The sequence below is a fragment of the Croceitalea dokdonensis DOKDO 023 genome (assembly GCF_001306415.1).
Lineage (GTDB): Bacteria > Bacteroidota > Bacteroidia > Flavobacteriales > Flavobacteriaceae > Croceitalea > Croceitalea dokdonensis.
Window position 1 is genome coordinate 37,501 of the sequence record NZ_LDJX01000004.1, and the last position, 22,490, is coordinate 59,990.

At 42.9% G+C, this 22,490-nt stretch carries 20 protein-coding genes, 2 tRNA genes and 1 rRNA gene; 13 read left to right on the top strand and 10 right to left on the bottom strand.

Annotated elements, in window-relative coordinates; all coding sequences use genetic code 11:
• Positions 1 to 302 precede the first annotated feature (302 nt).
• Both I595_RS09245 and I595_RS09250 read right to left on the bottom strand, forming a co-directional pair.
• A tRNA-Ile gene (locus I595_RS09245) sits at positions 303 to 376 on the bottom strand.
• 191 nt (positions 377 to 567) lie between these two features.
• A 16S ribosomal RNA gene (locus I595_RS09250) occupies positions 568 to 2,091 on the bottom strand.
• A 453-nt stretch (positions 2,092 to 2,544) separates the two neighbouring features.
• On the opposite strand from I595_RS09250, the gene thrS reads away from it, so the two are divergent.
• The 4 genes from thrS (at position 2,545) to rplT (ending at position 5,783) form a co-directional block, all read left to right on the top strand.
• Complete coding sequence (gene thrS / locus I595_RS09255; protein WP_054559154.1) at positions 2,545 to 4,485, top strand: threonine--tRNA ligase; 1,941 nt, start codon at positions 2,545 to 2,547, stop codon at positions 4,483 to 4,485.
• A gap of 30 nt (positions 4,486 to 4,515) precedes the next feature.
• Positions 4,516 to 5,073 (top strand): translation initiation factor IF-3, encoded by a 558-nt coding sequence (gene infC, locus I595_RS09260; RefSeq protein ID WP_083467555.1) that lies wholly within the window; start codon positions 4,516 to 4,518, stop codon positions 5,071 to 5,073.
• Between the two features lie 43 nt (positions 5,074 to 5,116).
• Complete coding sequence (gene rpmI, locus I595_RS17135; RefSeq protein ID WP_083467556.1) at positions 5,117 to 5,314, top strand: 50S ribosomal protein L35; 198 nt, start codon at positions 5,117 to 5,119, stop codon at positions 5,312 to 5,314.
• 124 nt (positions 5,315 to 5,438) lie between these two features.
• Complete coding sequence (gene rplT / locus I595_RS09265) at positions 5,439 to 5,783, top strand: 50S ribosomal protein L20 (RefSeq protein WP_054559156.1); 345 nt, start codon at positions 5,439 to 5,441, stop codon at positions 5,781 to 5,783.
• A 120-nt stretch (positions 5,784 to 5,903) separates the two neighbouring features.
• On the opposite strand, the gene I595_RS09270 is transcribed toward rplT, so the two are convergent.
• Entirely contained in the window at positions 5,904 to 6,326 is a 423-nt protein-coding gene (locus I595_RS09270; protein ID WP_054559157.1) for a secondary thiamine-phosphate synthase enzyme YjbQ, read from the bottom strand.
• 89 nt (positions 6,327 to 6,415) lie between these two features.
• Between I595_RS09270 and I595_RS09275 the strand changes: the two genes are divergently transcribed.
• Complete coding sequence (locus I595_RS09275; protein ID WP_054559158.1) at positions 6,416 to 7,213, top strand: HAD family hydrolase; 798 nt, start codon at positions 6,416 to 6,418, stop codon at positions 7,211 to 7,213.
• 22 nt (positions 7,214 to 7,235) lie between these two features.
• On the opposite strand, the gene I595_RS09280 is transcribed toward I595_RS09275, so the two are convergent.
• The 5 genes from I595_RS09280 to tgt all read right to left on the bottom strand — a co-directional run bounded on the left by I595_RS09280 (position 7,236) and on the right by tgt (position 13,896).
• The gene (locus I595_RS09280; protein WP_083467557.1) at positions 7,236 to 8,516 is read right to left on the bottom strand and encodes an asparagine synthetase B; all 1,281 of its coding nucleotides are present in this window, start codon (positions 8,514 to 8,516) and stop codon (positions 7,236 to 7,238) included.
• The gene (gene dnaB / locus I595_RS09285; RefSeq protein ID WP_054559160.1) at positions 8,503 to 10,044 is read right to left on the bottom strand and encodes a replicative DNA helicase; all 1,542 of its coding nucleotides are present in this window, start codon (positions 10,042 to 10,044) and stop codon (positions 8,503 to 8,505) included. Before dnaB ends, I595_RS09280 begins: the two co-directional genes overlap by 14 nt.
• A gap of 168 nt (positions 10,045 to 10,212) precedes the next feature.
• Positions 10,213 to 11,166 (bottom strand): acetyl-CoA carboxylase carboxyltransferase subunit alpha, encoded by a 954-nt coding sequence (locus tag I595_RS09290; protein ID WP_054559161.1) that lies wholly within the window; start codon positions 11,164 to 11,166, stop codon positions 10,213 to 10,215.
• A 517-nt stretch (positions 11,167 to 11,683) separates the two neighbouring features.
• On the bottom strand, positions 11,684 to 12,766 hold the full coding sequence (locus I595_RS09295; protein ID WP_054559162.1) for an LptF/LptG family permease: 1,083 nt from the start codon (positions 12,764 to 12,766) through the stop codon (positions 11,684 to 11,686).
• Positions 12,766 to 13,896: a tRNA guanosine(34) transglycosylase Tgt gene (gene tgt / locus I595_RS09300; RefSeq protein ID WP_054559163.1), complete on the bottom strand. Its 1,131-nt coding sequence runs from the start codon at positions 13,894 to 13,896 to the stop codon at positions 12,766 to 12,768. Before tgt ends, I595_RS09295 begins: the two co-directional genes overlap by 1 nt.
• Before the next feature lie 487 nt (positions 13,897 to 14,383).
• Between tgt and I595_RS09305 the strand changes: the two genes are divergently transcribed.
• The 3 genes from I595_RS09305 to I595_RS09315 all read left to right on the top strand — a co-directional run bounded on the left by I595_RS09305 (position 14,384) and on the right by I595_RS09315 (position 16,908).
• Positions 14,384 to 15,229, top strand: coding sequence for a transketolase (locus I595_RS09305; protein ID WP_054559164.1), 846 nt, complete (start codon positions 14,384 to 14,386; stop codon positions 15,227 to 15,229).
• Between the two features lie 83 nt (positions 15,230 to 15,312).
• A complete protein-coding gene (locus tag I595_RS09310; protein ID WP_054559165.1) occupies positions 15,313 to 16,266 on the top strand; it encodes a transketolase family protein in 954 nt (317 codons plus the stop codon).
• A gap of 57 nt (positions 16,267 to 16,323) precedes the next feature.
• Complete coding sequence (locus tag I595_RS09315; RefSeq protein WP_054559166.1) at positions 16,324 to 16,908, top strand: outer membrane beta-barrel protein; 585 nt, start codon at positions 16,324 to 16,326, stop codon at positions 16,906 to 16,908.
• A 29-nt stretch (positions 16,909 to 16,937) separates the two neighbouring features.
• Here I595_RS09315 and I595_RS09320 read toward each other — a convergent pair whose 3' ends face one another.
• Positions 16,938 to 17,882, bottom strand: a complete 945-nt coding sequence (locus tag I595_RS09320; RefSeq protein WP_054559167.1) for an FKBP-type peptidyl-prolyl cis-trans isomerase — start codon at positions 17,880 to 17,882, stop codon at positions 16,938 to 16,940.
• Between the two features lie 81 nt (positions 17,883 to 17,963).
• Here I595_RS09320 and I595_RS09325 point away from each other — a divergent pair, with 81 nt between their 5' ends.
• The gene (locus I595_RS09325; RefSeq protein ID WP_054559168.1) at positions 17,964 to 18,344 is read left to right on the top strand and encodes an RNA-binding S4 domain-containing protein; all 381 of its coding nucleotides are present in this window, start codon (positions 17,964 to 17,966) and stop codon (positions 18,342 to 18,344) included.
• 223 nt (positions 18,345 to 18,567) lie between these two features.
• On the top strand, positions 18,568 to 19,065 hold the full coding sequence (locus I595_RS09330; protein ID WP_054559169.1) for a phosphoribosyltransferase family protein: 498 nt from the start codon (positions 18,568 to 18,570) through the stop codon (positions 19,063 to 19,065).
• Here I595_RS09330 and I595_RS09335 read toward each other — a convergent pair.
• Positions 19,057 to 19,584 carry a shikimate kinase gene (locus I595_RS09335; protein WP_245628260.1) on the bottom strand — a complete coding sequence of 176 codons (528 nt, stop codon included), beginning with the start codon at positions 19,582 to 19,584 and terminating at the stop codon, positions 19,057 to 19,059. The two genes, I595_RS09330 and I595_RS09335, sit on opposite strands and share 9 nt — an antisense overlap.
• A 107-nt stretch (positions 19,585 to 19,691) precedes the next feature.
• On the opposite strand from I595_RS09335, the gene I595_RS09340 reads away from it, so the two are divergent.
• The 3 genes from I595_RS09340 to I595_RS09350 all read left to right on the top strand — a co-directional run bounded on the left by I595_RS09340 (position 19,692) and on the right by I595_RS09350 (position 22,490).
• Positions 19,692 to 19,764 (top strand) — tRNA-Lys (locus I595_RS09340).
• A gap of 198 nt (positions 19,765 to 19,962) precedes the next feature.
• Positions 19,963 to 21,843, top strand: a complete 1,881-nt coding sequence (locus I595_RS09345; RefSeq protein WP_172675932.1) for a tetratricopeptide repeat-containing sensor histidine kinase — start codon at positions 19,963 to 19,965, stop codon at positions 21,841 to 21,843.
• Positions 21,840 to 22,490 (top strand): response regulator transcription factor, encoded by a 651-nt coding sequence (locus I595_RS09350; RefSeq protein WP_054559171.1) that lies wholly within the window; start codon positions 21,840 to 21,842, stop codon positions 22,488 to 22,490. The genes I595_RS09345 and I595_RS09350 overlap by 4 nt, the downstream gene beginning before the upstream one ends.

Sequence of the window (22,490 nt, forward strand, 5' to 3'; positions counted from 1 at the left end):
CGTTGTCTGTCGTACGTTGACAGCTCCACCATCAACCATCAACCAAGAACCAACAACTAGTTTGTCCCAACTTCCAGAATTTCCTTCAATATTCCAATCAATGAACGTCGTAGTCCCGGGCAGACCCCCTTCGGCTACCCCCAGGACAGGCTTCCCGCCATGCCTTTCGACCTGTAGTCCCGGGCAGACTCCCTTCGGCTACGATCAGGACAGGCTTCTCGCCATGCCTTTCGACCTGTAGTCTCAGGCAGACTCCCTTCGGCTACGCTCAGGACAGGCTTCTCGCCATGCCTTTCGACCTGTAGTCTCAGGCAGACTCGAACTGCCGACCTCTACATTATCAGTGTAGCGCTCTAACCAGCTGAGCTATGAGACTGTAAATCCCAATCAACCTCCCGTGCACAGCGCCCAGCTGGCTGGGCCCTGCCTGCCGGTAGGCAGGTATGAGACTGTCTTGGCCTGTTTACAACAGTACAATATCTTTAACAACATATCGATAGACAACATAAAAGAGCTCGAACCACCTTTCCCCCAAAGAACAGGGCCAATCTGGCACATCGTCTCTAGAAAGGAGGTGTTCCAGCCGCACCTTCCGGTACGGCTACCTTGTTACGACTTAGCCCTAGTTACCGATTTTGCCCTAGGCCGCTCCTCTCGGTGACGGACTTCAGGCACCCCCAGCTTCCATGGCTTGACGGGCGGTGTGTACAAGGCCCGGGAACGTATTCACCGGATCATGGCTGATATCCGATTACTAGCGATTCCAGCTTCACGGGGTCGAGTTGCAGACCCCGATCCGAACTGTGACCGGTTTTATAGATCCGCGCCCACTTGCGTGGTGGCTTCCCTCTGTACCGGCCATTGTAGCACGTGTGTGGCCCAGGACGTAAGGGCCGTGATGATTTGACGTCATCCCCACCTTCCTCACGGTTTGCACCGGCAGTCCCGTTAGAGTCCCCATCTTTACATGCTGGCAACTAACGGTAGGGGTTGCGCTCGTTATAGGACTTAACCTGACACCTCACGGCACGAGCTGACGACAACCATGCAGCACCTTGTAAGTGGTCCGAAGAAAGGGACATCTCTGCCCCATGCAACTTACATTTAAGCCCTGGTAAGGTTCCTCGCGTATCATCGAATTAAACCACATGCTCCACCGCTTGTGCGGGCCCCCGTCAATTCCTTTGAGTTTCATTCTTGCGAACGTACTCCCCAGGTGGGATACTTATCACTTTCGCTTGGCCGCCGAGACCGAGGTCCCGACAGCTAGTATCCATCGTTTACGGCGTGGACTACCGGGGTATCTAATCCCGTTCGCTCCCCACGCTTTCGTCCATCAGCGTCAGTATATAGTTAGTCACCTGCCTTCGCGATCGGTGTTCTATGTGATATCTATGCATTTCACCGCTACACCACATGTTCCGGCAACTCCACTATAACTCAAGACGTACAGTATCAAAGGCAATTTTATGGTTGAGCCACAAACTTTCACCCCTGACTTATACGCCCGCCTACGGACCCTTTAAACCCAATGATTCCGGATAACGCTCGGACCCTCCGTATTACCGCGGCTGCTGGCACGGAGTTAGCCGGTCCTTATTCTTACGGTACCGTCAAACACCTACACGTAGGTGCGTTTCTTCCCGTATAAAAGCAGTTTACAACCCATAGGGCCGTCATCCTGCACGCGGCATGGCTGGATCAGAGTTGCCTCCATTGTCCAATATTCCTCACTGCTGCCTCCCGTAGGAGTCTGGTCCGTGTCTCAGTACCAGTGTGGGGGATCCCCCTCTCAGGGCCCCTAACCATCGCTGCCTTGGTGGGCCGTTACCCCACCAACTAACTAATGGTACGCATGGCCATCTTTGTCCGATGAATCTTTAAATACAAAATCATGCGATCCCGTATTACCATAGGGCATTAATCCAAATTTCTCTGGGCTATTCCCATGACAAAGGTAGGTTCCATACGCGTTCCGCACCCGTGCGCCGGTCGCCGGCAAGTAGCAAGCTACTCCCGATGCCCCTCGACTTGCATGTGTTAGGCCTGCCGCTAGCGTTCATCCTGAGCCAGGATCAAACTCTTCATTGTTGATCTTTAAATATCTCGCGATACCACGACCAACCCTTTTAAAGCCCCTTGACGTCAAAATGGTTCTTTTCTCTCTTTTACGCTGTCTATTACAATATGTATATGAACTTCTTTATTCTTCCCGGACTGACCCAAAATCCCTACGATTTCCCGTCCGTCCATCGCCCTGCTCATCTGCAAAGCGGGTGCAAATATAGATACTCTTTTTTAATTCCTGCAAACCTTTTTGAAAAAAAAATCAAAAAATTAGCAGTTACCTCACAATCAACTTTTTACAGTTGAACATTCCAAAAAATCAGGATAAACAAGTTACTTCTTTTTTTATAACCTACCAAATCAACGATGAAAATTGTATTTCAGCATAACCTTACTAAAATGACAAAACCCACCTTGTAACATTCACGCAACCTCTTATCTTTGCCCCTCATTTATTTCATAGATAAGGAAAAAGGCATGATAAACATTACATTACCGGACGGCGCAGTTAAACAGGTACCTTCTGGGACTTCCGTATTGGCCGTAGCCAAAACCATTAGCGAGGGTCTGGCAAGGAACATTATTTCTGCGAAATTTAACGATACAACCGTAGAGACCTCCACCACATTAAATACAGACGGCAGCCTTACCTTATATACATGGAACAATGACGAGGGAAAAAAAGCATTCTGGCACTCTACCTCACACGTGGTTGCCCAGGCTTTGGAGGAACTTTACCCAGGCATCAAATTAACCATTGGCCCTGCCATTGAAAATGGCTTTTACTACGACGTTGACTTTGGTAACCACTCCATATCGGAAAAAGATTTTCCCGCCATAGAAAAAAAAGCCTTGGAAATAGCCCGTGGCAAACATGATTTTACCATGCGAGAGGTCTCTAAATCCGATGCGCTTTCTTTATATAAAAAACAAAACAATCCCTATAAGGTGGAACTTATAGAAAATCTAAAGGATGGGGAAATCACCTTTTGCGACCATAGCACTTTCACCGATCTCTGCCGCGGTGGCCACATTCCCAATACAGGTATCATTAAAGCCATTAAAATATTAAGTGTTGCCGGTGCATACTGGCGAGGCGACGAAAACAACAAACAGTTAACCCGAGTCTATGGTATTTCCTTTCCCAAACAAAAAGAGCTTACCGCTTACCTTGAACTGTTAGAGGAGGCCAAAAAACGTGATCATCGTAAATTGGGACGGGAACTTGAACTATTTACCTTTTCCCAGAAAGTAGGCCAAGGCCTGCCATTATGGCTACCAAAAGGGGCTGCCCTCAGGGAAAGGTTAGAAGATTTTTTGAAAAAGGCGCAGAAAAAGGCAGGCTATGAAATGGTGGTGACGCCCCATATTGGCCAAAAGGAGCTTTACGTGACTTCTGGTCACTATGCCAAATATGGTGAAGATAGCTTTCAGCCTATAAAAACCCCTAAAGAAGACGAGGAATTTTTGTTAAAGCCAATGAACTGCCCCCATCATTGTGAGATTTATAACACCAGCCCTTTCAGCTACAAAGATTTACCTAAACGATATGCTGAGTTTGGCACAGTTTACAGATATGAACAAAGTGGGGAACTTCATGGACTCACAAGGGTTAGAGGTTTTACACAGGACGATGCCCACATTTTTTGCACCCCCGATCAGCTGAACGATGAATTTAAAAACGTTATCGACCTATCCCTTTATGTGTTGGGTTCGCTGGGTTTTGAAAACTTTACCGCACAAGTATCGGTCAGGGACTTAAACAAGCCGGAAAAATATATTGGTTCCGTGGAGAATTGGGAAAAAGCAGAACAGGCAATTATCAACGCCGCTGAGCAAAAAGGGTTAAACTTTGTTGTTGAACCCGGTGAGGCCGCTTTCTATGGCCCTAAGTTAGATTTCATGGTCAAAGATGCCCTCGGACGCAATTGGCAGCTAGGCACCATCCAGGTAGACTACAACCTGCCAGAACGATTTGACCTTACCTATAAAGGTAGTGACAACGAGCTTCACAGGCCGGTAATGATTCATCGAGCACCCTTTGGTAGCATGGAACGTTTTGTGGCATTATTATTGGAGCATACTGGTGGCAACTTTCCTTTATGGTTAATACCCCAGCAGGCTATTGTATTGCCTGTCAGCGAGAAACATGAAAAATATGCTGAAAAAGTTTTGAAATCATTGGAAAATCACGAAATTCGCGCGCTCATTGATAATAGGAACGAAACCGTAGGGAAGAAAATCAGGGAGGCGGAATTAAATAAAATTCCATTTATGCTAGTGGTTGGCGAGCAAGAAGAAGAAGCCAACACCATAGCAGTTAGAAGGCATGGAGGCGAAGACTTTGGAAGTATTACAGTTAACGCTTTTTCTGACTTGATTTCAAAAGAAATAAGTAGTACCTTAAAGTCGTTCTAAAAATAGAAGTTTAATTAAAATATATTAGTCATAGCAATACGTAGAAGATTTAGACCCCAACCGCGAAGGGAAAACAAAAATCCCCATAATATCAATGAACGCATTCTTGCCCCTGAGGTAAGATTGGTTGGAGACAATGTTGAAGTTGGGGTATACCCCATAAGAAAGGCCTTGGACAAGGCTGAGGAAATTGGTTTGGACTTGGTGGAGATTTCGCCAAAAGCCAAACCGCCGGTATGTAAAATTATCGATTATAAAAAGTTTCTTTACGAGCAAAAGAAACGGGAAAAAGCGATGAAGGCAAAAGCCTCGAAAGTAGTTGTCAAGGAAATAAGGTTTGGACCGCAGACAGATGACCATGATTACGATTTTAAAAAGAGGCATGCCGAAAAGTTTTTAAAAGAAGGGGCCAAGTTAAAGGCTTACGTGTTCTTTAAAGGACGTTCCATAGTGTACAAAGACCAAGGAGAGATTTTGTTGTTAAAGTTGGCCTCGGAATTGGAAGATATAGGTAAAGTAGAGCAAATGCCAAAATTGGAAGGTAAACGTATGACCATGTTTATTGCTCCAAAGGCTAGTAAAAAGTAAGTGGGATACCGGGAAATACCGGAAATAAATATAAATAGGAAATATGCCTAAAATGAAAACGAAATCCAGTGCCAAAAAGCGGTTTAAGCTCACAGGTAGTGGTAAAATTAAGAGAAAGCACGCTTTTAAGAGTCACATCTTGACAAAAAAGTCAAAAAAGCGTAAACTAAAGTTAACACACTCAACCCTTGTGCACGAGGCAGATGTTAACAGTATTAAAGAACAATTACGGTTAAAGTAAGCGTTCATAGGTAATTAAATAGTAACCCTGGAGTTGGGCGAACATTTAAGCGGTATAAGGTATACTAGTTTAAATTTCATAAAGAGTCTTCATACAGACCGCCTGCTACAAAAATTTTAAAATTATGCCAAGATCAGTAAATGCAGTTGCTTCTAGAGCTAGGAGAAAAAAAGTGATGAAGCAAGCAAAAGGCTACTTTGGAAGACGTAAAAACGTATGGACGGTAGCCAAAAATGCGGTAGAAAAAGCGATGTTATACGCATACCGCGATAGAAGAAACAAAAAAAGAACGTTTAGAGCCCTATGGATAACACGTATTAATGCAGGAGCAAGAATGCACGGCATGTCTTATTCCCAATTTATGGGCAAAGTAAAAGCAAATGATATTGAATTAAACCGAAAGGTACTGGCAGACTTAGCCATGAACCACCCAGATGCGTTTAAGGCAATCGTTGAAAAAGTAAAGTAAACGTTTAAAATAAATCCCACTGTTAAAACCCGCTAAATAGCGGGTTTTTTGTTTCCAATTCTCAAGTCACCGTGCTTTTTGACCGGATGTTAAAGGTGATGAACTTGAGCTTTACCAACACTACGTACCAAAAACGGTAATCACCAGTTTCCGCCCATGGGCATTGTTCCGGTGCTCCCCTAGATAAATGCCCTGCCATATCCCTAAATTTAGCTTTCCGTTGGTAATGGGAATCTGAACGGAAGCGCCCATCAATGAAGCCTTAATATGGGCTGGCATGTCATCTGCCCCTTCATAATCATGTTTGTAATAAGGCATATTTTCCGGCACCATTTGGTTGATATGGGATTCAAAATCCATACGGACAGTAGGGTCTGCATTCTCATTGATGGTAAGACTGGCCGATGTATGTTTGAGAAACAACTGCAAAAACCCCATTCTTATCTCCGCAATTTCTGCCATCTCTTTAAGAACAAGCGGTGTGATTAAATGAAATCCCCGAGAAAATGCCGGCAACCGTATTTCGCGCTGATGAAACTCCATATCTTTTATTGATTTACCTTTTACAATATTACTAATTTCTTAATGTTGGCCTACCCGCTTTATTCTACCTTTGTTGTTTATTGATAGCTATGGACTTATCCAAAATTAAAATGGTGGTCACCGATATGGATGGCACCTTACTGAACAGCCAACATGAGGTAAGCAATAGATTTTTTGAACTGTTCCAAGCCTTAAAAGAAAAGAACATCCTTTTTGTTGCAGCAAGTGGAAGGCAGTATGACAGTATGGTTGCCAAGCTGGAGGCGATTAAAGATGATATTATTTTTGTGGCCGAAAATGGTGCGCTAGTTAAAAAAAAGAACCATACCTTATGTTCAACTCCTTTGGAACACCAATACATCAAACAGGTTTTGGATTTAATCTCACCGATACCAAATGCCCATCCTGTTTTATGCGGAGCCAATACTGCCTATGTTAATGGTGCCTCCTTGGCTTTTATTGAACTGCTAAAGGAATACTACACGGCGTTTTCACCGGTTACCGACCAATATGCGGTACATGGTGAAATCATGAAGATTGCGGTGTACCACGATGAAAGTTCTGAGCGGAACATTTATCCGCAAGTAGCCCACTTAGAGGATAAGCTAAAGGTAAAAGTATCTGGTGCCCATTGGATAGATATTTCACACCCGGACGCACACAAAGGACACGCCTTGGCTAAGTTGATGCAAACATATGGTGTTGGTTCGCATGAATTGCTCGTTTTTGGTGACTACAACAATGATTTGGAGATGTTAGAACTTGCACAATTTAGTGTAGCGATGGAAAACGCACATCAAAATGTAAAAAAAACAGCGAAGTACCACACCACCTCAAATGATGACCTTGGCGTTGAGCGCGTCTTAGAAAAACTTTTACGGTCGTAGGCCATGCCTACTTGGCGCATTTTTACGTCTTCTGCTTTTTCTTTTTAGCGGCGGGAAATAGCACATTATTCAAAATTAGCCGATATCCGGGAGAGGTGGGGTGGAGTTCCAACTCGGTCTTTGGATCACCTACCCTATGCTGGTAATCTTCCGGATCATGGCCGCCATAAAACGTAAAGAACCCCTTTCCTTTTATCCCATGTATATATCTTGCCTCTCCGTTAATTTTACACTCCCCCAAGACCATCACAGTAGGTTTTACCTCATCCCTTGTAAAGGAGGTAGTCTGTCCCATAAAACCTTTTACCAATGCGGTGTGGTTTTGGGTGAGCATGGTAGGCACTGGATCCCATTTTGCAGAAAACTCCATCAAGGAAAAATAATCCGATTCTTTGGGCACCTTTCTTTTGGCCGTCATATCAATGGAGGAAAACTCGTATCGTAGCGGATTACGTTCCAAAATAAAATCTTGAAATGCAAAGGTTCTGGAAAAGTCTAATTGTGATTGATAGTTGGCTTGCGAAGCATCACCATCAAACATGGGCTCGCAAATATCCACCCCTTTTGCGGCCAAGGCAATATCAAAACTATCCGTTGCGGAACACATGGCAAACATAAAACCGCCCCCAATCACATACCTACGTATTTTCTCTGCAACGGCACCTTTTTGCTCGGACACCTTATCGTAACCTAGTTTGGTGGCACGTTCTTCTGCCAATCTTTTCCCTTCTATATACCATGGTGCCGCCCTGTAGGCGCCGTAGAATTTTCCATACTGCCCGGTAAAGTCCTCGTGGTGCAGATGCAGCCAGTCATACAAAGCAAGCTTATCATCCAAGACCTCTTCATCATAAATGGTAACGTACGGAATTTCAGCATAGGTCAACACCATGGTTACGGCATCATCCCAGGGTTGATTATCCTTTGGGGAGTAAACGGCAATCTTGGGCGCTTTTTCCAAAATAACGGACTCTTGGTTCATTGCAGGGCTACTGATGCCGTCCAAAACTGCATTGGCTTGGGCATCTGACAACACCTCAAAGGAAACACCTCTAATTTGGCACTCTTTGCGCACCGCCTCGCCATCTGGCAATAAAAAGGAACCACCCCTATAATTTAACAACCATTGAACCTTTTGCTGTTTGCTTAGCATCCAATAGGTAATGCCGTAGGCCTTTAGGTGGTTTTTTTGTGATTCCGCATCCATGGGTATCAGAATCACCGATGCCCTTGCGGATAAAGAGGAACAAAGAAAAACGACCAAAAGTGCGAGTAGCGGCTTTAGTCTTCTAGAACGGCACATCATCGTCCGTTTCTTCGGTATTGAAGGAACTACCAAAGGCTTCATCCGTATTGGGCAGGTTTGGGGTCGCGAATGGATTTTCATCATTATCGTTCATCTTAGACTGAAATTCAAAAGGAGAATCAAAGTCATCTAAGTTATCAAACTTACCTAGATTACCGATGAACTTTAACCTAATATTCTCAAGCCCACCATTACGGTGTTTGGCCACGATAAACTCTGCCTGACCTTGGGTAGGCGTGCGTTCCTCATCATCCCATTCGTCAATTTTATAATACTCCGGCCTGTAAATAAAAGATACAATGTCCGCATCTTGTTCTATGGCCCCGGACTCCCTTAAATCCGATAATATAGGCCGTTTGCTGCCCCCACGGGTCTCAACCGCCCGGGAAAGTTGGGACAAAGCTATAACAGGTACGTTCAACTCCTTGGCAAGGGCTTTTAAATTTCTGGAAATGGTAGAAATTTCCTGTTCCCTATTCCCGCCTTTTTGGCTCCCCCCGGCCGTCATCAACTGTAAATAATCTATGATGATCATCTTAATGCCATGCTGGGATGCCAGACGTCTCGCCTTTGCCCTTAGATCAAAAATGGAAAGTGAAGGAGTATCATCTATGAACAATGGGGCCTTTTCCAGTGTTTTTACTTTTACGTTCAGCTGTTCCCATTCGTGTTTCTCCAAACGGCCCGTGCGCAGCTTCTCCGAAGAGAGGCCGGTCTCTGAAGAAATTAAACGCGTAATGAGCTGTACAGAGGACATTTCCAGGGAAAAAAAGGCGACGGGAATTTCTGAATTTACGGCGATATTCCTCGCCATGGAAAGCGTTAAGGCCGTTTTACCCATACCGGGCCTGGCAGCAACAATGACCAAATCACTGGGTTGCCAGCCAGAGGTTAATTTATCTAGCTTATCAAAACCAGAAGGGATACCGCTCAACCCTTCTTTGTTGGCAATTTCCTCGATACGTTTTTTAGCTTGTATCACCAAATTCTGCGCAGTTTCGGCAGAGCGTTTTAAATTGCCCTGGGTCACCTCGTACAATTTGGCTTCTGCGTTATCCAATAAATCAAATACATCGGTTCCCTCATTGTAGGCATCTTCAATAATTTCATTGGAAATTTTGATTAGGCTACGCTGAATGTACTTCTGTAGAATGATTCTGGCATGGAATTCAATATGCGCGGAAGATGCTACCTTTTGCGTGAGTTTAATGAGGTAAAAGTCCCCTCCCACAGCATCTAACTTGCCATCTTTCTTTAATTGGGATGAAACGGTTAATAAGTCTACCGGTTCTGAAGTTTCAAATAATTTGAAAATGGCCTCATAAATAAATCGATGCGCCTCTTTATAGAATGCGTCTGGATGTAAGATATCTATTACTTCATCCACACCTTTCTTGTCTATCATCATCGCACCCAACACAACCTCCTCTAAATCAACAGCTTGAGGTGGTATTTTACCACGTTCCAAATTGATAATGGTAGATTTATCAATTTTACGTCCAATGATTGGGTTAGGATTTTCCATGGTTGCGAAAGTATGCAATTAACCTATAATTAACCTTTTTTTTACGTTGGCTGATGTTCACAGGACTTCAACAAAATTACTGTTGATAACTTCAAAAATCTGTTAACAACCTAATAATTGGGAATAAGAAATTTTGTTGGCCGGAGCAATGAAACGAATACAAGTGGGTTAGCCATTAAAAACGCCCATGGCAGCATACTTATCCATCCGCTGGTTCACCAACTCTTTTGGTGATAACTTTTGCAGTACCTCATAATGTGAGGCAATTTTATTTTTGACCGTTTCAAACGTTTTTTTCCTATTGGTATGTGCCCCTCCCAAAGGTTCGCGGACGATTTCATCAATGAGTTTAAGTTTTTTCATATCGGGGGCGGTAAGTTTCAATGCTTCGGCGGCCTGTTCCTTATACTCCCAACTACGCCATAAAATAGAGGAACATGACTCTGGTGATATTACGGAATACCAAGTGTTTTCCAACATCAGCACCTTATCGCCCACGCCAATGCCCAAAGCACCACCGGAAGCTCCTTCGCCAATAATGACCACGATTATGGGCACTTTTAAGCGGGTCATCTCCAAAATATTTCTTGCAATGGCCTCTCCCTGTCCACGTTCTTCTGCTTCTATACCTGGGTAAGCTCCTGGCGTATCTATGAGACAAACCACTGGAATACCAAATTTTTCCGCAGATTTCATTAAGCGAAGTGCTTTCCGGTACCCTTCTGGATTGGCCATTCCAAAATTACGGTACTGTCTTGTTTTGGTGTTGTAACCTTTTTGCTGGCCAATAAACATATAACTCTGATCGCCTATTTTACCCAATCCGCCAATCATGGCCTTATCATCCCCCACAGTGCGATCGCCGTGCAGCTCCAAAAACGTATCTCCACAAATGGCATTGATGTAGTCCATGGTGTAGGGTCTATTAGGATGTCTGGACAATTGAACCCGCTGCCAAGCAGTAAGGTTCTTATAAATGTCTTTCTTGGTTTCCGCTAATTTCTTTTCAATCTGCTGGCAAGTTTCGGTAACGTCAACTTCACTTTCCTTACCTATTATCTGGCATTTTTGTAGCTGCTCTTCAAGCTCTTTAATGGGAAGTTCAAATTCCAAATATTCCATAATTGTCTTTGTAGTGGTAAGCGTTGGCTGCTTAACGTGGTTTTATTTCTACGCAAATATAGAACTTTGACCGTATTAGTTTTTGACAAAAACGGTTAACTTTTGCCCCCGGTGAATTTTGAAAAATTCTGTCCGTTTGGGTGAATTATCTTATGTTAAGGAGAAATATTAGGTACCTGCCTGCGGACAGGCAGGCCTAGTATCAAAAATTTGAGCATGGAAAACGTTCACGATACTATTTTTAATTCCTCAAAATCACTGTAGCCAACATTTTGTTGTTTACGCTGGTCATGCTTAATGACAAGTTATTTATTGAAGGCCAGTAAAGTTTGTGGACTACTTCTTAGGATTGCCCAATGAGCTTTTTCCCCAAATTTGGCAACGGAACACCACGTTGTCTTGCCCTAAACTTTAAGGAAATTGGAATGTCTTAAAATATGCAGACCAGATTTTGACTCAAAAGGGTATCCTGGAATAGCATAAAAGGTGCGTGCAGGAAGCAATACCAGTGATGGTTCTACCTTTTAGCTTTTTGCAATAAGAATATACCCACCACACCAAATATGAGATTGGGCAATAGCACGGCCAATAACGGGGAAAACCCAGACTGTTCTGCCAAGGTTCCAAAAACCTTATCAAAGAAGATATAGATAAAAGCCACCCCAATACCAAAAGCAAGGTTTACGCCCATCCCCCCCCTACGCTTCACAGAGGAAACGGCCACGGCTATGATTGTAAGTACAAATGCGGCAATGGGCAAAGCCCAACGCTTATACTTTACCAATACATAGGTATTGATGTTGGCAGCTCCTTTTTTCTTTTGGTCCGCTATAAACGCATCCAACTCAAAGAGGTTTTTGGTGTCCGCTATGTAAGAAACTGGTGTAAGATCATCTATCTGAAAGGTAAAAAGGGTATCCAAATTACGTTTGCGTTGGATATACTCATTTCCTTCCCTTATATATCTTTTGGTGTACGAGGTTAGTCTATAGGTACTATCTTTTTCTATCCAACGAATATTTTGGGCAGAAATCTTAAAATCGAGTTGGTCATTTTCTGTAAATCTTTCATAGGTAAAGTCATACCCTATTTGCCTATTGGGGTCAAAATTTTTTACATAAATAAAATCCGTATCATTTAATTGGTTAAAGATGTTACTGGTCTGCTGCAAGTCCCTACCTTTTTTAAAATAGGTATACTCAAACTTATTAAAGCCTATGCTAGCGTTGGGCACAATAAACATGCCCATGACGAATATAAAAATGGCCACCAGCCCCGCACCAATAAAATAAGGCCTAAGGAAGCGATTGTAAGAAACTCCGGAACTTAAAATGGCTACAATTTCCGTGTTGCTCGCCAATTTTGAGGTAAAAAAAATGATGGATAAAAACAAAAAGATAGGCAGCAATAGATTGCCAATGACCAAGGTAAAATTACCATAATAGGCTATGACTTCTGCCAAAGGAGCTTCATTGTCAATGATTTTTCCAATTTTCTCCGCAAGATTGGCCATGATACCTATAGGGACAAATAACAGCAACATCCCCAAAAAGGTAATGAGGTAGCGTTTTAAAATGTATTTATCCAGGATGGTGAGCATTACAACCGTTTATCCATTTGTTTGACCATGTTATCCTTCCAACTTCTAAAATCACCGGCCAAAATATGTTCCCTTGCCTGCCGAGTAAGCCAAAGATAAAAACCTAGGTTGTGAATGGTGGCAATTTGTTTGCCTAGATATTCATTGGCGGCAAAAAGATGGCGCAGATAAGCTTTGGAATATTCTTTATCTACCCAAGTGATGCCCATATCATCCAAAGGGGAGAAATCATCCTCCCATTTTTTGTTTTTAATGTTGATGGTTCCTTCTGCGGTAAAAAGCATACCATTCCTAGCGTTTCTGGTAGGCATCACACAATCGAACATATCTACCCCTAAGGCAATATTTTCCAAAATATTGATGGGCGTCCCCACTCCCATTAAATACCGAGGTTTGTCCTCTGGTAAAATATCACAGACAATCTCACTCATGGCATAGAGCTCCTCCGCTGGCTCGCCAACGGATAAGCCGCCAATGGCATTGCCCACGGCGCCTGCCTCGGCAATATATTCCGCCGATTGTTTGCGCAAATCTTTATAGGTAGATCCCTGCACAATGGGAAAAAAGGCCTGACCATACCCATATTTTACCGGAACTTTTTCCAAATGTGAAATACAGCGGTCTAACCAACGGTGTGTCATGTGCATGGAGTTTTTCGCGTACCCGTAATCACAGGGGTACGGGGTACACTCATCAAAGGCCATAATGATATCCGCACCAATGGTACGTTGTACCTCCATCACACTTTCTGGTGAAAAAAAGTGACTGGAACCATCTATGTGGGACTTAAAATTCACCCCCTCCTCCTTTATTTTTCTGGTACCTGAAAGGGAATATACTTGATATCCGCCACTATCCGTAAGGATATTCCTGTCCCAGCCCATGAATTTGTGCAAACCACCGGCACGTTCCAAAATATCCATGCCGGGACGCAAGTACAAATGGTAGGTGTTTCCTAAAATAATATCCGGGTTGATATCTTCACGCAATTCCCGCTGATGCACACCCTTTACGGTGGCCACGGTCCCAACGGGCATAAAAATTGGAGTCTCAATCTTGCCGTGGTCTGTAGTTATCTCCCCGGCCCGGGCGCTACTATTGGGGTCTTTTTGTAAAAGGGAATACTTCAATGCTATACTTTAATGGGCAAAGATAGTCAACTCCCTTTCACCGCTACCTTAAGAAAAAAATAAAGTTGGGAACAGAAAAACATCCATGGGTCCACCGCGGAAACTACTTAGCCCATGGCGGCGTAAATGTTGCAAGACATAAAGAAATTACTAGAAAAAGGAAAGAAAACAACAACCCTCTGGCTTACATGTAGGCTAAGTAAATTCAGTTACTCCCACTAAATTGCCCAATTGCGCTATTGGAATCATGGGTAACTTGGCTTTATTCCTTACTTTAAAATACGTCTAAAACCAAAACGCGGGTACACAACAGGCAATTTTTTGTTGAAAATTACCATTAAGTTTGCTTTAGCTGCCCAATGCGGTTATTTTTGGCTCCGTACAAATGTCGTAGAAAAAGGGAATCTGCTGTTGGCATATTTTCTTTTAAAACGATGATAGCATCAACAAACCTATAGTTCCCTTTTACGGGAAAAACAAAACGAACATGGCAAATACCCAAGAATTACAAGATTTGGTCACCCAAGTTAGGCGTGACATCCTTAGAATGGTACATAAGGTAAATTCTGGTCACCCCGGGGGCTCCCTAGGGTGTACGGAGTTTTTTGTTGCACTTTACAACGAAGTGATGGAACTCAAGGAAGGTTTTGATATGGATGGTAATGATGAAGACCTCTTTTTCCTCTCTAACGGCCATATTTCACCAGTGTTTTATAGCGTACTGGCACGCCGGGGATATTTCCCCATCGAAGAATTGAACACCTTTAGATTAATTAATAGCAGATTGCAAGGACATCCTACCACGCATGAAGGCTTACCAGGGGTCCGTATCGCTTCCGGCTCTTTGGGTCAGGGATTATCCGTTGCCATTGGTGCTGCACTGGCGAAAAAATTAAACGGTGACAGCCACCTCATCTATAGCCTACATGGTGATGGCGAACTACAGGAAGGCCAAAACTGGGAGGCTATTATGTACGCTGCCGGGAATAAGGTAGATAACCTGATTGCCACCATTGACAGAAATGGCCAGCAGATAGATGGCGCCACGGAAGAGGTATTGCCACTAGGGGATATCGCAGAGAAGTTTAAGGTGTTTGGCTGGGACGTTTTGGAAATTAGCAATGGAAACGACTTAGAACAAGTTATATCCGGGATGAAAGAGGCCAAAAGCAGAACAGGTAAGGGAAAACCCGTCTGTGTGGTAATGACCACCGTCATGGGCAATGGGGTGGACTTTATGATGCATACCCATGCATGGCACGGAAAGGCACCCAATGATGAACAACTGGCAAATGCACTAGGACAAAATCCAGAAACCTTAGGGGACTATTAAAATCCCGTTAAAGGGAACACCGCCAAGAGACAAGAAACAAAAACTAAAGTAACACCCTTTTTTACAAGGAATACCAAAGGCTTATGACAACGTATATAGATCAAGGAAAAAATGATACCCGAAGCGGCTATGGCGCCGGAATGACGGAACTAGGTAGAACCAATCCCAATGTGGTGGCACTCTGTGCAGATTTGGTCGGTTCATTGAAAATACAAACTTTTATCGATGAAAACCCTGACCGCTTTTTTCAAGTAGGTATTGCAGAGGCGAATATGATGGGGATTGCAGCGGGCTTAACCATTGGTGGTAAAATCCCTTTTACGGGAACATTTGCCAACTTTTCTACGGGACGTGTGTATGATCAAATACGCCAATCCATAGCCTACTCCGATAAAAACGTAAAAATTTGCGCCTCGCATGCTGGGATTACCTTGGGGGAAGACGGCGCTACACATCAAATCCTGGAAGATATTGGCCTCATGAAAATGTTACCAGGGATGACTGTCATTAATCCCTGCGATTACAACCAGACCAAGGCGGCAACCCTTGCCATTGCAGAACGCCACGGCCCGGTTTATTTACGTTTTGGACGTCCCAAAGTCGCCAATTTTACCCCTGCCGACCAAAAATTTGAAATTGGGAAAGCCCTAATGCTCAGTGAAGGCACGGACGTTACTATCATTGCTACGGGCCATTTGGTATGGCAAGCGCTCCTAGCGGCAGAAACCTTGGAAAACCAAGGGATACGTTGTGAAGTGATCAACATCCATACCATTAAGCCTTTGGATGAGAAAGCTGTTTTGGACTCTGTAAAGAAAACAGGCTGTGTTGTAACTGCGGAAGAACACAACTTTTTAGGAGGTTTAGGGGAAAGCGTCGCCAGAACCCTTGCCCAACATTTACCAACTCCACAAGAATTTGTGGCCACCCAAGATACCTTTGGTGAAAGTGGCACCCCAGAACAGTTGATGGACAAGTACGGCTTAAACAATAAAGCCATAGAGGCTGCCGTTTTAAAAGTGATGCAGCGAAAGTAACTTTTTGGTATCGTTTTTGGCACCTCTGCTCATCATAACGCTTAAACGAGACATATTATGAGAAAAACACTTCTAATTCTAGTTGTGGCACTGGTAAGTACTACAGCTTTTTCACAGGCAGGTTCAGGATTTGGTTTTAAGGGGGGATTGAACTACAGTGGCAATGGCGATTATTTTAATTCCGTAGCAGATGCCTTTGAGAACCCGGACAGAAACGCTGGATTCCATTTTGGGATTTACGGTAAATTGGGCAACAAAATATACTTGCGCCCAGAACTGGTTTACACCAATACCTCCTCCGGTTACGAACAGGGCGACCTTAAAATCCAAAAACTTGACGTACCCGTTTTAGTGGGCATCAAGGTTGTTGGGCCTTTGCATGTTTTTGCCGGGCCAGCTTTTCAGTACATTTTGGATACAGAATTTGATGGCGTAAGTATTGGTGATATTGAGAATGATTTCTCCGTAGGTGCCAATCTAGGTATTGGTGTCAACCTGGGAAAATTTGGTATTGACCTTAGGTATGAACGTGGCTTTACGGAAAATGAGCTGAATTTTATCAATTCCAATATCGTAAACGTGAACGACCGTGTGGACACTAGACCAGATCAGCTAATCCTAAGTCTGTCCTTACAGCTATAAAAAATTAAAGCCCCGCTTGGGGCTTTTTTTTAACCATTATCTGGGTCTAAATAATCTGGCACCCCGTCCCCGTCCGTGTCTGGATAAGGAATAATAATAGTACCGGTTTCATCCGTGATTTCATCCCGTGTAAAAATACCGTCATTGTCATCATCTACGTCAATATAATCTGCGGCGTTATCGCCATCAGTATCATCGTTTAGCAAATTGCGGTCATTATTCCTGTCTTCTTCAATACTGGGGATTCCATCCCTATCATGATCTACCACGGTTTGCGCAAATAGATTGATATTAAAAATCAAAGGCGCATAAGCGTCACCAGGAACAGAACTAATAAAGTAACCCAAACCAGATGGCATAAAGATAACTCCGGAGCCAAAACCTTGTACCGTAAAGGTACCATTATCGTTCTCCTGAAATCCTGCTCCTGCTCTAAACCTTGTGATACCTTCTTGCAAGCCTCTAACCTCTCCCTGTTGTCCTGGGGTTGCTTGTAAATTTAGCCATACGGCCGTACCCAGATTACTCTCAAAAATCTCACCTGTTAAGCGTGAGGCTTCATAACTGACATATACCGAGTCTGCCACGGATGGTCTTACCCCTTCTCCCTGCTCAGCTACCAAATAGTACAACTTATGGGGAATATCATTTTCTTCAACATCCAAACCAAAGGTAGATGAGGAAACATTGATAAGGGTATCCCGCACCTGTTGTATCAATGGAATCTTATCAGCATTTTCTCCGGCTATCGGCGCTATTCTTACTCTAAAATCAAAATCTGGGCTTGGGTTTAAAAACTCCTCATAATTATAGAAATGCGTTTCAAGATACTCCCGTATTGCGGCATCATCCTCTACAGTAACTTCACTAAGCAATCTAGGCGGCACCACCTCTCCAGGAATGAGCGATTCATCATCATCGCCACAAGAAATTAGTAGTAGTGCCAAACACCAAAAAAGCGCAACATTCTTCATGTAATTTGTTTGATATACAAGGCTGCAAGATACAATTTTCGCCTATTTTTGACCATACCTTAACAAAGATTTGCAGTTGCTATGCGTATTGATAAGTATTTATGGTGTACGCGCTATTACAAAACCAGAAACATGGCCACCAATGCCTGCAAAAAAGGGCATATAAAAGTCAACGGCCAGGCGGTAAAACCTTCACGGGAGGTATATCCCATGGATGTGATCCAACTTAGAAAAAACCAAATTAACCATCAGCTTACCGTTTTGGATATTCCGGATAGTAGGGTTGGTGCAAAACTGGTGGATATCTATAGAAAGGACACTACTCCCAAAGAGGCCTTTGAGAACCAAGAACTATTAAAATACAGCAAAGACTATTATCGCAAAAAGGGCACTGGGAGGCCCACCAAAAAGGATAGACGGGATATTGAGGGTTATGTGGACGAATCTGAACAAGAGAGCTAAAATCCAACCTTGTCCGCTATTGTTACCTAAAACATTGTAGACTAGGTGCCAGCTACCAACCAATACCTATTGCCTTTTAAGTATCCAAGTGAGCAGGGTATTGCATTTAGCCAGACGTTTCCATTGCCATATCCAAATCCCAGCGTATTCCTTTATCCTAGTTCCCAAAACTTTTGCGAGCTTTGGCTATGGAGATTAACTAACTTTGTAAAAAAGATGATTCATGGACAACAAAATCCTTGACCACGATAACATACAATTTAAGACCAGGCGTATTGCCTATCAAATCCTTGAGGCCAACATTGATGAACAGGAGCTGGTCATTGCCGGAATTGAAGGAGGAGGACTACAATTTGCAAAAAAAATCAACACGGTTCTCAGGGCCATCAGCGATATCCATATTGTGCTCTGCAAGGTATACATGGATAAAAAGAACCCTTTGGAAAGTGGAGTGACCACCTCACTGGATGCCGCTGCTTATGAAAATAAATCCGTTGTGTTGGTAGATGATGTCCTCAATTCTGGCACCACACTTATTTATGGGGTCAACCATTTTTTAAAATCGCCCTTAAAACAATTAAAAACCGCAGTGTTGGTCAATAGGAACCATAAAAAATATCCTGTTAAGGCAGACTATAAAGGGATTTCTTTGTCCACCTCATTACACGAACATGTACGTGTTAGTTTTGAATCCAAAAACAATGGTGTTTTTTTAGACTAAGAAAGATGCTATCTCTTCTACCAACGCTTCAACAGACTTGTCCGCAACATTAACGGTATGTAATGCTCGTTGATAAAAGGGAGCGCGTTCAAATAAGTGTTTCCCTATAAATTCTGGCAAATCTCCCTCTTTTATGCCTTTTATCAAGGGTCTGGTATCCCTTTGCCCCTCTAAACGCAATACGAGTTCCGTAAGGGTCATTTTTAAATAAATAGAAGTCCCGGCCTTTTGTAATACATCTGCCATATTGTTGGCATAACAGGGAGTACCACCCCCAAGGGCAAGTACAAAAGATGCTTCTAAATCCAAGACTTGATTTAAATAATAAGCTTCTTTTTTTCTAAAATACAGTTCGCCCTTTTCATGGAATAGTTGCGATATGGTCTTTCCCTCCTTTTCTTGGATAACACCGTCCAAATCCTTAAAAGGGATATTCAGTTTTTGGGCCAATGCATCTCCAACTGTAGATTTTCCACTACCCATATATCCTAAAAGCACTACTTTCAAGTCTTTAGCCATAGCCTATTTTTAAAAAGGCAAATTTATTATTAAATCCTCTTGATAAATAAATAAATGCTTTTATATTTGCACCCGCTTAGCGAGATATTAATTGCTCGTTTTGTTTGGACCTGATAGCTCAGTTGGTAGAGCATCTCCCTTTTAAGGAGAGGGTCCTGGGTTCGAGCCCCAGTCAGGTCACTTTAAACCTTCAAAATTGTAATGATTTTGGAGGTTTTTTAGTTACTGGCCAAAACAATAATTCCCTCTTGGATTAGCGTTGTAAAACATCAGAGCTTATGCCTCACGGAAAACGGGGTATACCACCACAGGATTATAGTTTACTTTTACAGCATCAAATAAACGATAGGAAGTTATTTAATCCAACGTATGCCGTTGATGCGCTACATACCATGTGTTTTACTGCTTATGATATTTTCTGGTCGCAGCCATGCCCAGGATCAACTCACATTCCGCGCTTTTGGACAGGCACCCAAGACCATAAAGGATTCGCTTTACATAGCCTATAAAGAGGCGAACAAGGAAGAAGATAAATTTAGATTAGCCCAAATTATTGGGCAAACGCACCTGGCCCAGGGAGATGTAGATTCCGCCTTGCATTACGCAAAACTCAGCAGCGACCATGTAGGCACATCCGTCTTAAAAAAAATAAACTATCAGCTACTACTTGGTAAGGCAAAATTGGAAAAAGGCTTGGTCAATGATAGCCAAAAAGCGTTTTTAGATGGACTTGCTGCATTATCGACCCAGACCAAAGAGGAAAAAAGGCTTAAAAACTGGCTTCAGTTGGGTTTGTCACGCACCTATTTATCACTTGGGGAATATACTAAAGCAGTTCCCGTTCTGGACCGCCTATCTACCAACCCCAATGATACTATTGCATCCAAAGCACTTTATTACAAAGCCTATCTCGCTTCCAAGGACAAGGACACCAACAAAGCCAAATCTTACTTGGAAAGAGCAAGCCTGCTGGTTGCGGAGGAGGACTTACCTAAGTTTAAAATGCAAGTACAGCTAAAATTGGCCCAGATTGCCCAAGGTGATGGCGAGACCGAAACCGCTTTTAATATCTATGAGTACCTGATCAATACTAGTTTAACCTACCACTTTTACGATATTTATACGGAAAGTGTACTGGGATATGGGCAAATGTACAGAGATCTTAAACAGTATGATGCCGCCCAAATGACCTTGTCCATAGCCTACGCCAATTCATTGCAATGGAACAGAATGGAACTCCAAAGAGACATCATTAACAGCCTACGCCGAACCTATGCGGAAAATGGCGATTATGAAAACGCCTATAATTTGATGACCCAGCACGTGTCCATAACCAACCAAATACTGGAACAGCAAAATAGCGATGCCGTTAAGGAATTGGAGGTAAAATACCAAACCTTACAAAAGGAAAATCAAATATTAGCGCTCAAAGAATCCCAGATAGAAAAACAGAATGAAATAGATCGGCAAAAAACCATTAAAAAAGCATTCCTATATGGCTTCTTGGCGTTGTTAATACCCATTATCGCACTTTTGGTGGTCTACTATCAAAAACTACAGGCACAAAGCCAACTCAACCAAAAACAACAACAGTTAAATGCCCAAGAAATATCCACCATGTTAAACGAACAGGAACTAGCCTTGGCCAAAACGTCCTTAAATGCCCAGCAAGAAGAGCGTTCACGCATTGCAAAACAGCTGCATGATAGTATTGGGGGCAATCTGGCAGGGATAAAGCTACAATTAAGCCATAGTGTGGAAAATGGCAAGGCAGCCAAAGATCTTTTACACCAAGTAGACGAAACCTATGAACTGGTGCGTGATATTTCACATAACTTAACACCCAAGAAATTCAACACCAATAATTATACGGTTTTGATTCAACACTATTTGGACAACATTAGGATAAATTCAGATTGCGCTATTACCTTCTCTGCACATCCAGAGTCTGACATCAACCATTTGGAACAAGGCATCAAAATAGAACTCTATCAAATCATACAAGAATTAATGACCAATTGCCTAAAACATGCCCAGGCCAAAAATGTTGCCATACATCTTAACAAAATCCATGGTAGTTTACAACTTATTTTTGAGGATGATGGTATTGGTTTTGACACCAAAAGCGCGAAAGCAGGCATTGGACTAAAAAATTTAAGAGAGAGGACAAAGGCAAACCACGGAGAACTCCACATTGATAGTTCATTGGGCAGGGGAACCGTGATCAGTTTAGAAATCCCATTAGATACAACCCTATGAAATCATACAAAATCATTATTGCGGACGATCACAAAATGTTCTTGGACGGACTTTTGAGCATCTTAAAAGGCAAACCGGAATACACCATAATCTTAACGGCCAACACCGGAAAAAACATAGCTAAGTATTTGGACATCAATAACGCCGACGAACCAGTTGATTTGGTGATTACCGATGTTAATATGCCCGATATGAACGGGATTGAACTCAACAAGCACATTAAAACCTACCATAAAAAAGTAAAGACCTTGGTGGTTAGTATGTTACATGATGCACAAACCATACAAACCTTGACCCAAGACCAGGTAGATGGGTATGTGCCAAAAAATGCTGAAAAAGAAGAACTGTTAAAAGCGATTGAAAGCATTTTAAACGGAGACAAATATTTTTCACAATCCATAAAGGACGTGTACCTCAAAGGGATGTTCAGTAATGAGCAGAACTTGATGAACTCACTTTCTAAGCGGGAACGGGAGGTTCTAAAACTCATTGCGCAAGAATTGACCACGCAGGAAATTGCCGACGAACTTTTCTTGAGCAAACATACCATAGAAAGCTACAGGAAAAACCTAATTTCAAAATTAGAGGTCAGAAACCTCGCCGGGCTTACCAAATATGCCATAAAAATGGGATTGGTGGAGGATTGA

Excerpts from the sequence above, each read along its gene's own strand:
- thrS (WP_054559154.1), top strand. The coding sequence starts at position 2,545 with ATGATAAACATTACATTACCGGACGGCGCAGTTAAACAGGTACCTTCT.
- rpmI (WP_083467556.1), top strand. The coding sequence starts at position 5,117 with ATGCCTAAAATGAAAACGAAATCCAGTGCCAAAAAGCGGTTTAAGCTC.
- rplT (WP_054559156.1), top strand. The coding sequence starts at position 5,439 with ATGCCAAGATCAGTAAATGCAGTTGCTTCTAGAGCTAGGAGAAAAAAA.
- I595_RS09270 (WP_054559157.1), bottom strand. The coding sequence starts at position 6,326 with ATGGAGTTTCATCAGCGCGAAATACGGTTGCCGGCATTTTCTCGGGGA.
- I595_RS09275 (WP_054559158.1), top strand. The coding sequence starts at position 6,416 with ATGGACTTATCCAAAATTAAAATGGTGGTCACCGATATGGATGGCACC.
- I595_RS09280 (WP_083467557.1), bottom strand. The coding sequence starts at position 8,516 with ATGTGCCGTTCTAGAAGACTAAAGCCGCTACTCGCACTTTTGGTCGTT.
- dnaB (WP_054559160.1), bottom strand. The coding sequence starts at position 10,044 with ATGGAAAATCCTAACCCAATCATTGGACGTAAAATTGATAAATCTACC.
- I595_RS09290 (WP_054559161.1), bottom strand. The coding sequence starts at position 11,166 with ATGGAATATTTGGAATTTGAACTTCCCATTAAAGAGCTTGAAGAGCAG.
- I595_RS09295 (WP_054559162.1), bottom strand. The coding sequence starts at position 12,766 with ATGCTCACCATCCTGGATAAATACATTTTAAAACGCTACCTCATTACC.
- I595_RS09305 (WP_054559164.1), top strand. The coding sequence starts at position 14,384 with ATGGCAAATACCCAAGAATTACAAGATTTGGTCACCCAAGTTAGGCGT.
- I595_RS09310 (WP_054559165.1), top strand. The coding sequence starts at position 15,313 with ATGACAACGTATATAGATCAAGGAAAAAATGATACCCGAAGCGGCTAT.
- I595_RS09315 (WP_054559166.1), top strand. The coding sequence starts at position 16,324 with ATGAGAAAAACACTTCTAATTCTAGTTGTGGCACTGGTAAGTACTACA.
- I595_RS09320 (WP_054559167.1), bottom strand. The coding sequence starts at position 17,882 with ATGAAGAATGTTGCGCTTTTTTGGTGTTTGGCACTACTACTAATTTCT.
- I595_RS09325 (WP_054559168.1), top strand. The coding sequence starts at position 17,964 with ATGCGTATTGATAAGTATTTATGGTGTACGCGCTATTACAAAACCAGA.
- I595_RS09330 (WP_054559169.1), top strand. The coding sequence starts at position 18,568 with ATGGACAACAAAATCCTTGACCACGATAACATACAATTTAAGACCAGG.
- I595_RS09335 (WP_245628260.1), bottom strand. The coding sequence starts at position 19,584 with ATGGCTAAAGACTTGAAAGTAGTGCTTTTAGGATATATGGGTAGTGGA.
- I595_RS09345 (WP_172675932.1), top strand. The coding sequence starts at position 19,963 with ATGCGCTACATACCATGTGTTTTACTGCTTATGATATTTTCTGGTCGC.
- I595_RS09350 (WP_054559171.1), top strand. The coding sequence starts at position 21,840 with ATGAAATCATACAAAATCATTATTGCGGACGATCACAAAATGTTCTTG.